General features: G+C 28.7%; 18 protein-coding genes and 1 riboswitch. Of the genes, 14 read left to right on the forward strand and 4 right to left on the reverse strand.

All coding sequences use genetic code 11. The annotated features are described in order from the left end of the window. Positions 1–9 precede the first annotated feature (9 nt). From IC175_RS14505 to IC175_RS14555, 11 genes are all read left to right on the forward strand, one after another. A complete protein-coding gene (locus IC175_RS14505; protein ID WP_227432841.1) occupies positions 10–1,833 on the forward strand; it encodes an ABC transporter ATP-binding protein in 1,824 nt (607 codons plus the stop codon). Positions 1,834–1,951: 118 nt separating this feature from the next. Next, the gene (locus IC175_RS14510; protein WP_107594844.1) at positions 1,952–2,497 is read left to right on the forward strand and encodes an NADH peroxidase; all 546 of its coding nucleotides are present in this window, start codon (positions 1,952–1,954) and stop codon (positions 2,495–2,497) included. A gap of 164 nt (positions 2,498–2,661) precedes the next feature. Next, positions 2,662–3,273: a dienelactone hydrolase family protein gene (locus IC175_RS14515; protein WP_227432842.1), complete on the forward strand. Its 612-nt coding sequence runs from the start codon at positions 2,662–2,664 to the stop codon at positions 3,271–3,273. 510 nt (positions 3,274–3,783) lie between these two features. Then, a complete protein-coding gene (locus IC175_RS14520; RefSeq protein ID WP_227432843.1) occupies positions 3,784–3,993 on the forward strand; it encodes a FeoA family protein in 210 nt (69 codons plus the stop codon). A 12-nt stretch (positions 3,994–4,005) separates the two neighbouring features. Then, complete coding sequence (locus tag IC175_RS14525) at positions 4,006–4,227, forward strand: FeoA family protein (protein WP_227432844.1); 222 nt, start codon at positions 4,006–4,008, stop codon at positions 4,225–4,227. A gap of 99 nt (positions 4,228–4,326) precedes the next feature. Further along, on the forward strand, positions 4,327–6,483 hold the full coding sequence (feoB, locus tag IC175_RS14530; RefSeq protein WP_227432845.1) for a ferrous iron transport protein B: 2,157 nt from the start codon (positions 4,327–4,329) through the stop codon (positions 6,481–6,483). Positions 6,484–6,508: 25 nt separating this feature from the next. Further along, complete coding sequence (locus IC175_RS14535) at positions 6,509–6,661, forward strand: FeoB-associated Cys-rich membrane protein (protein WP_227432846.1); 153 nt, start codon at positions 6,509–6,511, stop codon at positions 6,659–6,661. 180 nt (positions 6,662–6,841) lie between these two features. Further along, positions 6,842–7,552 carry an AIM24 family protein gene (locus IC175_RS14540; protein ID WP_227432847.1) on the forward strand — a complete coding sequence of 237 codons (711 nt, stop codon included), beginning with the start codon at positions 6,842–6,844 and terminating at the stop codon, positions 7,550–7,552. Between the two features lie 88 nt (positions 7,553–7,640). Further along, a complete protein-coding gene (locus IC175_RS14545; protein WP_227432848.1) occupies positions 7,641–8,411 on the forward strand; it encodes an ABC transporter permease in 771 nt (256 codons plus the stop codon). After that, positions 8,404–9,135 carry an ABC transporter ATP-binding protein gene (locus IC175_RS14550; protein WP_227432849.1) on the forward strand — a complete coding sequence of 244 codons (732 nt, stop codon included), beginning with the start codon at positions 8,404–8,406 and terminating at the stop codon, positions 9,133–9,135. The genes IC175_RS14545 and IC175_RS14550 overlap by 8 nt, the downstream gene beginning before the upstream one ends. 33 nt (positions 9,136–9,168) lie before the next feature. Next, the gene (locus tag IC175_RS14555) at positions 9,169–10,131 is read left to right on the forward strand and encodes an NrtA/SsuA/CpmA family ABC transporter substrate-binding protein (protein WP_255619376.1); all 963 of its coding nucleotides are present in this window, start codon (positions 9,169–9,171) and stop codon (positions 10,129–10,131) included. Between the two features lie 115 nt (positions 10,132–10,246). Here IC175_RS14555 and IC175_RS14560 read toward each other — a convergent pair whose 3' ends face one another. Further along, positions 10,247–10,843: a DUF3793 family protein gene (locus IC175_RS14560; RefSeq protein WP_227432851.1), complete on the reverse strand. Its 597-nt coding sequence runs from the start codon at positions 10,841–10,843 to the stop codon at positions 10,247–10,249. A gap of 244 nt (positions 10,844–11,087) precedes the next feature. Here IC175_RS14560 and IC175_RS14565 point away from each other — a divergent pair, with 244 nt between their 5' ends. After that, positions 11,088–11,687 (forward strand): hypothetical protein, encoded by a 600-nt coding sequence (locus IC175_RS14565; RefSeq protein ID WP_227432853.1) that lies wholly within the window; start codon positions 11,088–11,090, stop codon positions 11,685–11,687. A gap of 152 nt (positions 11,688–11,839) precedes the next feature. Here IC175_RS14565 and IC175_RS19695 read toward each other — a convergent pair whose 3' ends face one another. From IC175_RS19695 to IC175_RS14580, 3 genes are read right to left on the reverse strand one after another with little or no spacing between them, the layout of a single operon-like run. Further along, a complete protein-coding gene (locus tag IC175_RS19695; protein ID WP_227433305.1) occupies positions 11,840–11,938 on the reverse strand; it encodes a cysteine-rich KTR domain-containing protein in 99 nt (32 codons plus the stop codon). Between the two features lie 26 nt (positions 11,939–11,964). Beyond that, positions 11,965–12,771 carry an alpha/beta fold hydrolase gene (locus IC175_RS14575; RefSeq protein WP_227831146.1) on the reverse strand — a complete coding sequence of 269 codons (807 nt, stop codon included), beginning with the start codon at positions 12,769–12,771 and terminating at the stop codon, positions 11,965–11,967. A gap of 15 nt (positions 12,772–12,786) precedes the next feature. Next, positions 12,787–13,410: a TetR/AcrR family transcriptional regulator gene (locus tag IC175_RS14580; RefSeq protein ID WP_227831145.1), complete on the reverse strand. Its 624-nt coding sequence runs from the start codon at positions 13,408–13,410 to the stop codon at positions 12,787–12,789. A 601-nt stretch (positions 13,411–14,011) separates the two neighbouring features. Beyond that, a riboswitch (SAM riboswitch) is annotated at positions 14,012–14,118 on the forward strand. Positions 14,119–14,236: 118 nt separating this feature from the next. On the opposite strand from IC175_RS14580, the gene IC175_RS14585 reads away from it, so the two are divergent. Next, positions 14,237–15,202: a methionine ABC transporter ATP-binding protein gene (locus IC175_RS14585; protein WP_227432855.1), complete on the forward strand. Its 966-nt coding sequence runs from the start codon at positions 14,237–14,239 to the stop codon at positions 15,200–15,202. Continuing rightward, on the forward strand, positions 15,195–15,851 hold the full coding sequence (locus tag IC175_RS14590; protein WP_227432857.1) for a methionine ABC transporter permease: 657 nt from the start codon (positions 15,195–15,197) through the stop codon (positions 15,849–15,851). Before IC175_RS14585 ends, IC175_RS14590 begins: the two co-directional genes overlap by 8 nt. Positions 15,852–15,868 lie beyond the last annotated feature (17 nt).

The following is a 15,868-nucleotide window of genomic DNA, read 5'->3' on the forward strand; positions in this document are numbered from 1 at the left end:
GGAAGTGTATTGAATTTGAGTACTGGAAATCAAAAGGTGAGTAGACTAAAGAAAAAAGCAAAGCCTAAAGATTTTAAAAAAACATTTAAAAGAGTTTTTATGTACTTTAAAAAAGATAAAAAAATTACTAGATTAATTTTTTTACTAGTAATAATTGATTCAATTATATCAACTATAATACCATATACTCTTGGAAAAGTAGTTGACATAATAAATATTGATATATATTCAAAGTCTATTTTCTTAAAAGGAATACTTATTTTACTTTTATTTTATATAATTGAATTTTTAGTTAAGTTGTTCAAGGGGATATTTACAGCTAGATTATCTCAAAGCATAGTTAGAGATATGAGAAGTAATTTATTTCTAAAATTCAGGAATTTACCAATAACTTTCTTTGATAAGAGTCCTACTGGAGATATTATGAGTAGAGTAACAAATGATGTTGATAATATTAGTACAGGTATTTCAACTTCATTAGTACAATTAATTACAGGAATTTTGAACATATTGCTAACTTTCATTATGATGTTTATATTAAGCCCTATTTTAACTTTTTGCAGTATCGTGTTAATACCAATAGTAATGTTTCTAAGCAATTTCATTGCAAAGAGGACTAGAGTTTTTTTTAAGCAACAACAAGTAGAATTAGGAAAACTAAATTCTCATATTGAAGAAATGATATCAAATATAAATGTAGTAAAAGCTTTTAATTATGAGAAAAAATCTGTAGGTGATTTCAAAGCAATCAATGATAGGCTTTTGAGTATTTCACTTAAATCACAGATTTATACATCTCTTTTAATGCCTATTATGAACGTAATTAGTAATATAGGATTTGCAATTATATGTATTATAGGTGGAGTACTTGCGTCTAAAGACGTTATAACTATAGGAGTTATAGCAAGTTTTTTAAGTTATGTAAGACAATTTACAAGACCTTTAAATGAATTAGCTAACTTATTTAATACATTGCTTTCAGCTGTAGCAGGATGTGAAAGAGTCTTTGAAGTTATGGATGAGCAAGAAGAAGAACAAATAAATAGTAACACTAAAAGTGACATTTACAACAATAAAAATAATAATTTAAAAAAATCTTTTATAAATGGAGATATTGAATTTAAAGATGTAAGTTTTTCATATGACTCAAAAAAGAATATTCTAAGTGATATAAACTTAAAAATCAAGGCTGGAACATCAAATGCCATAATAGGAGAAACTGGCAGTGGAAAAACGACAATTATAAATCTGATTACAAATTTCTATCAAGTAGAAAAAGGGAAGATATTTTTAGATGGGAATGATATATATTCAGTTGATAGGAATTGTTTAAGAAATTATTTTGGAGTAGTTCCACAAGAAAGTTATATATTTAATGACACTGTTATGGAAAATATAAGGTATGGAAACCTAACAGCAACTGATGAACAGGTTATATCTGCTAGTAAAATAGCAAATTTACACAAGTTTATAATTAAAATGCATGGAGGATATGAGACTGTTTTATCAGATAGGGGTGAGGATTTAAGTGAGGGGCAAAAACAATTAATTAGTATTGCTAGGGCGGTATTAAAAAATGCACCAATACTTATTTTGGATGAAGCTACGAGTAATATAGATATAGCAACTGAAGCTAAGATTCAAGATGCAATAAATAATGTGACTTATGGAAAGACTAGTATAATTATAGCTCATAGACTAAGTACTATATCAAATTGTAACAATATAATAGTTTTAGAAAATGGACGAATTGTAGAATCTGGAAATCATAAAGAGCTAATGAAACTCAAAGGTCATTACTACAGAAATATACTGCTGACAAATCGAAATTAAAAATTAATAAAAAATTTTAAAAAAAATTGTTTGAAGGTATATGACACGGGTATATATAGAATAACTTAGAAAATAAAAAATTAAATTTGATATATAAAATATTAGGAGGAAATTAATTATGAAAAAATTTGTTTGTACAGTATGTGGATATATACATGAAGGGGATGCTGCACCAGCACAATGTCCAGTATGTAAAGTTGGAGCTGATAAGTTTGAAGAAATGAAAGGCGAAAAGAATTGGGCTGATGAGCACAGAATAGGAGTAGCTCAAGGTGTAGATGAGGAAGTAATCGAAGGATTAAGAGCTAACTTTGTTGGTGAGTGTACAGAAGTAGGAATGTATTTAGCAATGAGTAGACAAGCTGATAGAGAAGGATATCCAGAAGTTGGAGAAGCTTATAAGAGAATAGCTTTTGAAGAAGCAGAACATGCTGCTAAATTTGCAGAACTTCTTGGAGAAGTTGTAGTTGCAGATACAAAAGAAAACTTAAGAGTTAGAGTTGACGCTGAATATGGTGCAACTGATGGAAAATTAAAATTAGCTAAAAAAGCTAAAGAATTAGGATTAGATGCTATACATGATACAGTACATGAAATGTGTAAAGATGAAGCTAGACATGGTAAAGCATTCTTAGGATTATTAAATAGATATTTTGGAAAATAAATTTAATATAAATTAAGTAAACTTTTAGGAGTATTCCATTCATGGTTTTTAAAGATTATGAGTGAAATACTCCTTTTTGAGTAAATTAGATTCTAAAACAGTAAATTGACATACATATAGGAATACATTAAACTAAGTATAAAAATATTGACTATTTAATAAAGGTGGTGGATAAACTGATTAAGTATACACATAAAAGTAATATAGCTATTGTAGTGCTACATGAAATTTATGGAGTTAACAATTTTATAAAGGATATTTGTGAAAAATACTATCAAGATGGATATGATGTATTTTGCCCTGAACTTTTGGGTAGCGGGAAAGTTTTTTCTTATTTAAAAGCTCAAGATGCATATAATTTTTTTATAAGTAATATAGGATTTAATATCTATGAAAAAGTAGAAAAACTTATAAATGATTTAAAATTAAAATATAAGCATGTATTCGTTATTGGATATAGTGTAGGTGCAACAATTGCATGGAGATGCAGTGAAAATTCCTTATGTGATGGAATAATTTGCTGTTATGGTTCTCGAATTAGAGATTATATGGATATAATTCCAAAATGTCCTGTTTTATTAGTATTTGCAAAATACGATTCATTTGATGTTGAGTTTGTTGCCTCTCAACTTCTTGCCAAAAAACAAAATATTCAAATTGAAATCGCAGATGCAAATCATGGTTTTGTTGATACATACTCAAAAAATTATTCCAATATTCATACACAAACATTTAATCTTCAACAAATAGAGTTTCTATCTAAATATTCAAGTTAATAGAGAATATAATTATTTATAATAGAATTTAAACTTTGTTTGTCACACTCTCATACATAGAAGAAGAGAGTATGTCAAAATACATTTGTTTGTTGATATTTTAAAATTAGATAAAGACATTTTTACAGAAAAAGATGAAAGTAATAATGAAAATGTTTCCAAGTAAGAATTAAGTATATAAATAAATATAAAATAGATGAAAAATAAAGATGCTTTTAGATAGTCAAAGATACTATCTAAAAGCATCTTTATTTTATAAAAATTATGTTAAGATAAATAAGATTTGTATGAGGAATAAAATTAATTGAGAGAAAAAATCAAAAGAATACAATAATCACTTGCAAAAACTATACTATTATGATAGACTTAAATCAAAATTAAGAATTGTAAAAAGAAGGAAAAAAATAGGTAATCATTTTAATGAACCACAATTTAAAAATAAGATACTAGAATTTAAATAGAAGGAAAAGTCTACATATAAATTTAAATTAGTATAAGGAGGAATATCGTATGCCATTAGTATTATCAAATATAGGAGAAGAAGTAGTTATAAAGAAGATTTCAGGAAGTGATAAGACAAGAACATTTTTAAATAGCATAGGATTTGTAGTAGGAACAAATGTTAAAATAATTTCTAAGATAGATGGTAATTTAATAATAGATGTAAAGGATACTAGAATTGCATTAGATAAAAAAATGGCAAGTAGAATAATAATATAGGGAGGTAGTAATATGAACAAGCTAAAGGATATTAAGTGTGGGGAAACTGTAAAAGTTAAAAAATTAGAAGGAGAAGGAGCTACACGAAGACGTATAATGGACATGGGAATTACAAGAGGTGTTGATGTATTTGTGAGAAAAGTAGCTCCTCTTGGAGACCCAATTGAAATAACAGTTAGAGATTATGAACTATCAATTCGTAAATCAGATGCAGAAAAAATTATTGTGGAATAATAAAGTTAATTATAGTAGAGTTAATGCAATTATATAGTGAGAATGATTTTCTGTATCAAAAATAATTTATATATCTAAATATTAATGGAGGGAATGGAAATGTCAATAAAAATAGGTCTCATAGGAAATCCTAATTGTGGCAAGACAACAATGTTTAATGGACTTACAGGTTCATCACAATATGTTGGTAACTGGCCAGGAGTAACAGTTGAAAAAAAAGGTGGAAAATTAAAAGGAAATAAAGATGTAGAAATAGTAGATTTACCAGGTATTTATTCTCTATCACCATATACATTAGAGGAAGTTGTTACACGTAATTTTATGCTTGATGATAAACCAGATGCAGTAATAAACATTGTAGATGCATCAAATATAGAGAGAAATTTATATTTAACAACTCAGGTTTTGGAATTAGGTATACCTACTGTTATAGCTCTTAACATGATGGACGTTGTTAAGAAAAATGGAGATAAGATAAATATTAAAAAATTATCAGAGGTTATAGGTTGCCCTGTAGTAGAAGTAACAGCTGTTAAAGGGCAAGGTATTATGGAAGCTGCTCAAAAAGCAATTGAAATTGCAAGTGGTAACAATAAATTAGATTTTAAGTTACCTTTTGTTGATGAAAGCAAAGGAGCAATAGAAAAAATCGAAAAGATAATAGAGGAAAAAACTCCATATATAGATATGGAAACACGTTGGTTAGCTATAAAGTTATTTGAAAGAGATGAAAATGTTATACAAAAGCTTGATATTTCTAAAGTAATATTAAATGACATAGAAGAGATAACTAGAAATTGTGAAGATGAATTGGATGATGATAGTGAAAGTATAATCACAGCAAATCGTTATGAATTTATTAGTTCAATAATTTCAAGCATAATAAAGAAAAATAGAAATGGTAAAGAAACTGTTTCAGATAAAATAGATAAGTTTGTAACAAACCGTATATTAGCACTACCTATTTTTGCACTTATAATGTGGGGAGTTTACTACATAGCAGTAAGTTCATTGGGTGCTATAGCAACTGATTGGACAAATGATGTATTGTTTGGAGAAATTATTCAAGGTAATGTAAGTAATTTCTTAGCTTCCGTAAATGTAGCTGATTGGTTACAAGGTCTTGTAGTTGATGGCTTAATTGGTGGAGTTGGAGCTGTATTAGGATTTGTACCACAAATCATGCTTTTATTTTTGCTATTATCAATACTTGAAGATTGTGGATACATGTCACGTGTGGCTTTTATAATGGATAGAATATTCCGTAAGTTTGGTCTTTCAGGAAAGTCATTTATACCGATGCTTATAAGTTCAGGTTGTGGAGTTCCTGGTGTTATGTCAACTCGTACTATAGAAAATGACAGAGATAGAAAAATGACTATCATGTTAACTACATTTATTCCATGTGGAGCTAAGATTCCAATAATAGCTTTATTTGCAGGAGCACTGTTTGGAGGGGCTTCATGGGTAGCACCATCAATGTATTTCTTAGGAATTGTAATGATAATTGTTTGTGGAATTATATTAAAAAGAACTTCTTTATTTGTTGGAGAACCATCTCCATTTGTTATGGAACTACCTCAATATCATGTTCCTAGTGCAAAAGGAGTTTTAATTCATATGTGGGATAGAGGAAAAGCATTTATAATCAAAGCAGGTACAATTATCTTTGTTGCTTGTGGAGTAATATGGTTCTTACAATCATTTAACTGGTCACTACAAATGGTAGATGCAGGAGATAGTATATTGGCTAGTCTAGGAAATATAGTTGCACCAATATTTGCACCTCTTGGATTTGGAAACTGGCAATCATCAGTAGCAACAGTTACAGGTCTAGTAGCAAAAGAGAATGTAGTTGGAACATTTGGCGTTTTATTTGGTATATCAGATGCAACAGAACAAGACCCAACACTTCTTGGTTCAGTTGCAAGTATGTTTACAGTAGTCAGTGCATTTTCATTTATGGCATTTAACATGCTTTGTGCACCTTGTTTTGCAGCTATTGGTGCTATAAAAAGAGAAATGGGTTCATGGAAATGGACATGGATTACATTAGGGTTCCAAACTTTAACAGCTTATATAGTTGCTCTTCTTATCAATCAAGTTGGAAGTGTACTTTTAGGAACTGGTGGAAGTATTGCTGGGGCAATAATATCTATAGTTATAGCAATAGCTGTAGTATTTGGGGTTTTAACTTATTCAAATCGAACAATAAAAAAAGATAAAATTGGTAATTTGAGCTATATGAAAAATTAGTTCATATAAATAAGGAGTGATGATTATGGCTACATTTATTATAGCAGCTATTGTGGTAGTATTAATGGCATTGGCTGTGATGCATATGGTTAATAACAAGAAAAAGAATGGCAGTAGTTGTGGATGTGGTTGTTCTGGATGCTCAAGTAGTAAGAGTTGCCATGATACTAAAAGATAGATAAAATAAGAGTCTGATAATAAAGTAAGTTAAACTTTTTATCAGGCTCTTATTTTTTATATAAATAATAAATTTCATATTTGAAGTCAATTAGACTATATTATATTTTTACTGTATAATTATAGACAAATATATGATTAGGAGGGATTATTGCTAAATACAGCAATATAAATGTTTATTATGTTTAAATTTGATGTAACAAATGAACTTATGTGTATAGCAAGAGGAAGTGGTAAATTTTTTGCTAAAAAAGGTGCTATGGTAGCATTTAAAGGAAATTTTAACTTTGAAAAATTAATATTAGGCCCAAATAATGGTGGTGGTTTAGGTAGAGCATTGCTAGGACATGTTCAAAGGTCATTGACAGGAGAACAAATGCCAATAATGGTTGTTGAAGGTGAAGGTGAAATTTACCTAGCACAAAATGCTTATCATGTAGATGTAATATCAATTGACCCAGGTGACTCGATTTGTGTTGAGAGTGAAAACTTATTAGCATTTTCAGAACAACTAGATTATAGTGTAAAATTAATTGGTTCAGGAGTAATATCTCAAAAAGGACTTTTTACTACACATTTAATAAATAAAACAAGTCAAAATCAAGATATTGCCATAATAACAGATGGGAACCCTCTAATACTTGAAGGGCCTTGTTGTGTCGACCCAGATGCGTTAGTAGCATGGACTGGAAGGGAACCATATCCTAAAGTAGCAAAACTATCATGGAAAACTTTTGTTGGTCAGACTTCAGGGGAATCTTATCATATGGAGTTTGTTGAGCATGGTCAAATTGTTATTATACAACCATCTGAAAGATTGTCCAGCTTGAATACAGATGCAACACCTTCTGACAGAATGAGGTCAGGTGGAGTAAGAATTGGTATAGATTAATTTTTATAGTGAATTTTAATTGTAGCTTAAAATATATTTAAAGAATAAAAAGGGTAGCAGGGGTAGGTATATTAAAAAGGAGTATTAGATGCTGGAGAGAATTCATAGAAAGTTTAAAGGATATTACATTTTCTTACTAATCTTAGTTTTATGGAAAATTGTATGTGTTTTAGGTATATGGAGTAGCTATATTTTGCCTCCGCCTGAAAGAGTTTTGGAAACTTTTATAAAAATGATAAATGATGGTTCTATTTTTTTAAATGTTTATGCTAGTGTGAAGAGGATATTTATAGGTTTTTTAATAAGTTCATTGATAGCAATACCACTTGGAATCGTGTTTGGTGTAAATAAAAAAATGTATGAATATTTCAAGCCACTATTTGAATTTATGAGAAGTACACCTCCACTAGCCTTAATACCTATGCTGATTTTATGGTTTGGTATAGGTGAAGAGTCTAAAATTATAATTATAGTTTTAGCATCGTTTTTTCCAATATTTTTAAATACACTAAAAGGGATAAAAAATTGTGACAGTAAATTAATTGAAGTAGGCAAGTCTTTTAATTTATCTAAGAAAAGAATTTTTTGCAAAATAATAATTCCTAATTCTATGTTAGATATTGTTGTTGGACTTAGTTTAGGTCTTGGGTATAGCTTTAGAGCTATAATTGGTGCAGAACTTATTGCGGCTTCTTCAGGTTTAGGATACTTGATTTCTGACGGTAAGGATATGTCAAGAACTGATATTGTACTGGTTGGAATTTTTGTTATTGGTTTTTTAGGTATACTTTCAGATTATCTATTTTCAATGGCAATAGCAAAATTTAGTAAAGGGAAGCAGGTTGATTTAAATGGTTAGAAATGGATTTTTATTAGAGAATATACATAAAAAGTATTTAGTTGATAATAAAGAACATTTAGTGCTTGATGATATATCATTAAGTATATCTAGCGAAGAAATAACGGTTATACTAGGGGAAAGTGGCTGTGGGAAGACAACCTTGCTTAGAATTTTAGCAGGTCTTGAAAGTACTACTAGTGGAAATGTATATTTTTTTAATAATGATAAAAAGTGTATCCCAAAAGTAGGAGTTGTTTTTCAAGAAAGTAGACTAATGCCATGGCTAAATGTAAGTGAAAATATACTTTTACATACTGAAAAAAATAATAGAAATAAAGTTGATTTAGATAGATATTTAAAGATGATGAAACTTGAAAAGTTTAAGAACTCATATCCAAATGAGTTATCAGGAGGAATGGCTCACAGGGTAAGTATTGCAAGAGCTCTTTCTTTTAATCCAGATATTCTATTGATGGATGAGCCATTTGCAGCATTAGATTATTTTACAAGAAGAAAAATGCAAAAAGAAGTAGTAAATATCCATAAAAATACTAAAAAAGGGGTAGTATTTGTAACTCATAATATAGAAGAAGCTATGGAAATAGCAAAGAAAATAATTGTTTTTAGTAAAAATAAAGGGATTAAACAATTTAGTGTCGAAGATGAATATAATAGAGATTTAACTAAAAGCTATTATATAAGCTTAAAAAAAGAAATATTAAGGGAATTGGGGGAGTTTTAAGTGATTAAAAGAAACAAAAAAATTTTAGCAGTAATGACATCTTTAGTAATGGTATTGGTTGGGACTGTGGGATGTTCAACCAAAGAAGAGGGTAATAAAGATGTTCCTACAAAAAAAGAGACTAGTTTACCTAAGGAAATAAATTTAACCTATGTGAAGTCTCCACTTAACGTTCCAAGTATACTGGAAAAGAAAGATGATTCATTTGGTAAGGAATTTAAAAAGGATAATATAAAAGTTAATTTTCATGAACTAACAACAGGCCCAGAACAAACTCAGGCACTAGCTGCTGGAGAATTAGACTTTTTACATGCATTAGGTGGAACATCTGCTATAATAGCAGCATCTAATGGAGTTGGACTTAAAGTTACAAATATCTATAGTAGATCACCAAAAGGATATATGCTTATAACTAACAATGAAAATATCAAATCTATAAAAGATTTAAAAGGTAAGAAAATTGTAGGTCCAAAAGGGACTATACTTCATCAATTATTGATTGCTGCACTTGCTAAGGAAGGTTATACGATAGATGATGTTGAATATGTAAACATGGATATTCCTAGTGCTGCCTCTGCATTAGAAAGTAAAAGTGCAGATGTTGCAATGCTTGCAGGGCCAGTGGCTTTAAAAACAATAAATGCAGGTAGCAAAATGATAGTAAATGGAGAAGGTTTAGTTAGTGGAATAATAGTTACTGCAGTAAGTGATGATTTTGCTCAAAAATATCCTGAATTAGTAAAAAGATTTATGAAAGTTCATGAAGAGACTTTAAAATATATGGATGAGAATAAAGATAAGGTAATGGAAGAGGTATCAAAAGAAGTTGGTTTAACTTTAGATGAAACAAAGGAAATGTATTCTTGGTATGATTTTAGTTCTAAGATAACAGATAAGGACATAAAAGAGTTAGAGGATACACAAGAATTCTTGATGTCTAATGGAATGCAAGAAAAGAAAATAAATATTAAAGATATGTTATATAACCAAAATTAGTATATTAAGAAATTAGCATATTAAAATAGAAAATACATCCTTAAGTTATTGTGATAATAACATGATAAAAAAGGATGTATTTTTATTTTTAATTATTTTATAGAATAAAATCTAATTAGAAACAGCTTACTATTTTATCTACACTTATGTAGTCAAGTAATTTTCTCATTTTTTTACGATGAAGCAAGAACTTAGAATATGTGTCTTCTGATTGTTTTGGATCACCATAAACTTTCCAATACCTAATCATAGAAACTTCATAGTTACTATATCCCATAAATCCAATTACATCTTTAAGGGGATATCCTAAAAAAATACCTATTTCATCAGGAAAAGTATCAGTTTTAAGCTTTTCAACTAGATGCTCTAAATAAGCATTTACATTAGTATTTTGTTTGTATCCTAAAAACTTCAAGAAATTTACTGTTTTTTTACATTTTAATCTTTCTGACAATGCTGTTTTATTTACAAATAAAATTTTTAATCCTTTTTTTTCTTTATCAATAACTATAAAATCTATTCTTTTACAATTATATAGATATTTGTAAATATCATTAATTTTTTCCTCTCTATTTACATCAGTAAATGAAATATTTATTATTTCAGCAGGTTTAGAGCCTAAAAAAACTGGACCTAAAACTTCTAAAAGCCATTTTATATATGATGATTCAATTTTATTCTTACAACAAAATTGTGAATTGCAACAATGCATAAAAGATAACCTCCTTCAAATGAAAATTAATATCAATTAATTAAATTATACTATGAATGATAATCAATATCAATAATAAAATTATATTTTTTTTATTAATTACTTATCTATTATAATTTCCCAAAAAATAAATTATAAATTGTTTAATTTTAGTAAATAAAAAATAAAAATATAGAAATACTAAATTGAGAAAGAACTTTATTAAAACTTTTTGTAATATAAAACATCTAGGAGGATAATAAAAATGAAATTAAAAAGAACTTTATTTGTAGGACTAGCGTTAGTATTAGCTATAGGTATGACTGCTTGTACTAAAAAAACTGAAAAACCAAATGAAAATGCAGGAAAAAATCCAAATGAATCAGTAAACAACAATGAAGGTTATATGAATTATTATTCAACAAGCTATAATGATTATATAGCAGGTTTAAATAGATATTCTATTTATGATACTCCAGAAAGTATAAATAATCAATTTAAAGATAAAGAATATCCAGGAAATGAAAAATATTTAAGTGATGTAAAGGCTGCATACAAAGACAGTAGAGACAAAATACAATCATTTGTAACATCTCTTAAAAAAGATGGTAAAACAGAAGATGCTGAATTAAAGAAAATGAATGATGAATTAATAACTGAAGGTGAAAGATTAGTAAAAGATATAGATGCTAGATTAGAGAAATTAGATAAAGTATCTGATGAAGATATGAAAAAAGGTCAAAATGACTTTATGAAACTAGTTCATGGAACAGAAGATGTTGGAAATGATATAGGTAGTGGTTTTAGAAAAATGATAAAAGACATGAATGATAGATTAGGAATAACAGGAAATAATAAAAAATAGTAGAATAACCTGCCAATATCAACAATAAAAATTATTTTATAAAGCGCTGTAAAGCCACACGAACACTATGTTTGTGTGGCTTTATGTGTTTCTGTTTTAGTTGCTTAAAAATTCCGTTTTACGCCTATTTGATTTCAATATTTAATGATGGCTTATAAAAACAGTAAAAAAATATAAAACGAGAAATTTTCAGGTATAGTATCTAATCGAATTTTTAGCCTTGTTTTGTTGCCACATACAGGATAGCGTATCTACTCTATTTTTATAATGCTTTACTTTATTTCGATAAATAATTTAGAACACGATTATTAAAATCTTTTGCTTCCTCATACGCAGCATGTCCAAGACCTTTATATATAAATAATTCGCTGTCCTTAATTTTATCAGTTAATTCAACAGAAGAAGTTACACCAACTATCTTATCGTTATCGCCCCCAATTATCAAAGTGGGACATATAATATTATTCAACTCCATATATGCATCATGCTGAATACAAGAGGATGCTTGTATGAGAAACCGTCTAAAATCTTTAGGTTTACCGATTTTCCCAAGCAAGGGGTAAAGAAAACGATATTTTTTTAGATAATTCTCTGAATAAGAATTTTCTGATATGTCAATCATTAGATGCTTATATTTTTCTTGCTCTGCCAATGTAATCCAATTCCCAACAACTTCTTGTATGTTTTTATTCTGCTTTGATAGCGTAACTGCCAGTACGAGTTTCTCAATTAAATCGGGATAATCAATAGCAAGGTATTGTGCTATCATTCCACCTTGAGAAATACCTAAAACTTTAGCTTTAGTGATACCAAGTATTTTCATGGCTTTCGCTTGGTCTTTAGCCATATCTCGTGTAGAATAACCTTCTTTTAAATGGTTTTTTCTGCTAAAAACATATACTTTATAGTCTTTGGCGTACATGCGATATGCTATAGCCATTGCGATAGCCATTCTTTTGACTGTGGTTAATCCATCGCCTAGTCCAGGAAGCATGATTAAAATATCACTACCATTTCCAAAAGAGATATAGTCCATATCTGTATCGTCAATGCTGACGCATCCACCTTTTGCCTTCCAAAACATAACTGTATCCTCCTTTTATTTTAAAAGCCCCATTTTTAATATTTCCAGATATTCTGTTAGACTTTTTACATATTCATTTTGTATGTGTTCGAATGAATAGTTATCTATTTGAGTACTTACTAAAAAAGAATCGTTAAAACCTTTTAGAAACCACTTCAAAATGTCGATAGTTTTCTGCTTATCCCAACGAAAATTACTCAAATCAATATCTTTAACTAGATTGTCATATACATCAAATTCCTTAATACTATATCGTTCTATGGTCTTTTGGTAAATCTCAGTATCACTTCTTGTAAATGCACCTATTAACAATTTTGCTTTTTCAGGATTTTGAATATACCAAGAAAATTCTAAAGCAGAATATTCAATTATTCGTTGGAATAACTCTGGTGAAATGGCGATTGTCTTTTTTTCTAAACTTTCAATAAAGTCTGCTGTGACGGTATCAAGTATGAAAAAATACAATTCTTCTTTAGTAGAAAAATATTTAAACAAGCTACCTTTACTAATACCAGAGCTTTTAACTATTCTATTGGTGGAACTATTTGTATAACCATATGTTGCAAATTCAGATATTCCCACACTAATAATATTCCTTTGTTTGTCTTCATTAAGCTCAAAAAATAATTTTGTAGGCATGATATCTCCTTATGTAATGACCGACTGGTCATTTCCGTTGTACAATATTAGTGACCATGTGGTCACTGATATTTAGTATACTTATTAGTCACTTACTTGTCAATGAGTTTTTCAAAAAAATGTTACAAGTGGAGATATTATAATGCTTTATTACAATCTTTTCTTACATAGTGACGTATTTGGTTTTTGCCTGCCAACGAGACTGTATTTAAAGTTCCAATAACTCCAGTTCAGATGATTAGTATTTTCACAAATATTTACTTCGCATTTTAAAATAGTTCGTTTTTATTTTTTACTCCAAGTTCTTTGCAAATAAGTTCTTTATATGCTTCTACTTTTGCTGGAAAATCACTAACATTCTACTCGAAGAAATCCACATCCAAATAGAAATTAGATAGAACAAGTATCAGTTTTGTCAAAATAATTGAAAGAGTAGTATCTTTATATCCATTTTCTAAACTGATATGAGGTTTTATGAACTTTGTTTTCAATTCAGAATAATAAAAAATAAAAATTTCAAATAAATTTATTGACAAATATTATTAATAAATATATTATATATAACATAGCAAGAAATGATAATCGAATTAAATTAAATAACGTCTTATCAAGAGTGGTGGAGGGACTGGCCCTTTGAAACCCGGCAACCAGTATATTTTATATACATTGGTGCTAAATCCTGCAACTAATATAGTTGATAGATGAGTATAAATAGCTTTCTAAGCCTGAGTTTATACTCAGGCTTTTATTTTGTTAGATACAAATTTAAAATACATAAATAAAAATAAACATACAAATTGAGCAGAATATGTGGGGAGGAAATTTTATGATTAGCATAAAAAATGTTAATAAGTATTATGGAAAGACTCAAGTACTTAAAGATGTAAGTATTGAGATAGAATCTGGAGAAATTTTTGGAATAATAGGTCATAGTGGTGCTGGAAAATCAACACTACTTAGATGTATAAATGGGCTAGAAGAATATCAAGAAGGTAGTGTGCTTGTATCTAATAAGGAAGTAAAGTCATTAAATGAAAAGCAAATGAGGGATTTAAGAAAAGAGTTAGGTATGATTTTTCAACACTTTTCATTACTTGAAAGAAAAACAGTGTTTGATAATGTAGCATTACCTTTAGAGTGCTTTGGATATACAAAGGCAGAAATAAAAAAAAGAGTTTTAGAGTTACTAGAAGTGGTTGGTATATCTGAAAAGAAAAATGATAAACCAAGAAACTTAAGTGGTGGTCAAAAACAGAGAGTTGCAATTGCTAGGGCTTTAGCACTAAACCCACAAGTACTTCTTTGTGATGAAGCAACTTCAGCACTAGACCCAAATACTACAAAATCAATTCTTTCATTACTTGAAGATATAAACAAAAACCTAGGAATAACAATAATAGTTGTAACTCACCAAATGGAAGTTATAAAACAAATTTGTGGAAGAGTGGCAATAATGGAAAATGGAGAGGTATTAGAAATAGGAGATACAGAAGAAATTTTCTTGAGAAATACTAAAGGACTTAGAAAATTAATAGGTGAAGAAAGTATAATTTTACCAAAAGGAACAAATATAAAAATACTATTCCCTAAAGACATTTCTAATGAAGCTATTATTACAACAATGGCAAGAGAGTTAAACATAGATGTATCTATAATATTTGGGAAATTAGAACAATTTAAAGAAGATATTTTAGGTTCACTTATTATAAATGTTTCAGATAAAAGTGGAGATAAAGTAAAACAGTATCTTACAGATAAGGACATAAGATGGGAGGAAATGATAAATGAATAGTCTAATTGATTTTTTAACAACACTATTTCCAAATGCATTACTACAAACTTTATATATGGTCATAGTACCAACTGTAGTGGCAACAATATTAGGATTTATACTAGCAATTATATTAGTAGTGACAAAACCAGATGGATTAAAACCAAATAGTACGATTAATAGTGCACTAGGATTTATAGTAAACATATTTAGAAGTTTCCCATTTATGATACTTATAGTTGCAATGATTCCAATAACAAGATTAATTGTTGGAACAAGTATAGGAGAAACTGCTGCAATAGTACCAATAACTATTGGTGCAGCACCATTTATCGCTAGGATTATAGAAAGTTCATTAAACGAAGTTGATAAGGGACTAATAGAGGCTGCCAAATCTTTTGGAGCTACAAAAAAACAAATAGTATTTAAAGTTATGATAAAAGAAGCAATGCCTTCAATAGTATCTGGAATTACATTATCAGTAATTTCTATACTTGGCTATACAGCTATGGCAGGTGCAGTAGGAGCTGGTGGACTAGGTAATATAGCTCTTATTTACGGATACCAAAGATTTGACACAGCAGTAATGGTTTATACAGTAATAGCACTTGTAATACTAGTTCAAATAATACAAGGTTTAGGAAATCTAGCTTATAAGAAACTAAAATAATTTAATCAATAAAACAT

The organism is Clostridioides sp. ES-S-0123-01, assembly GCF_020658415.1.
Classification (GTDB): domain Bacteria; phylum Bacillota; class Clostridia; order Peptostreptococcales; family Peptostreptococcaceae; genus Clostridioides.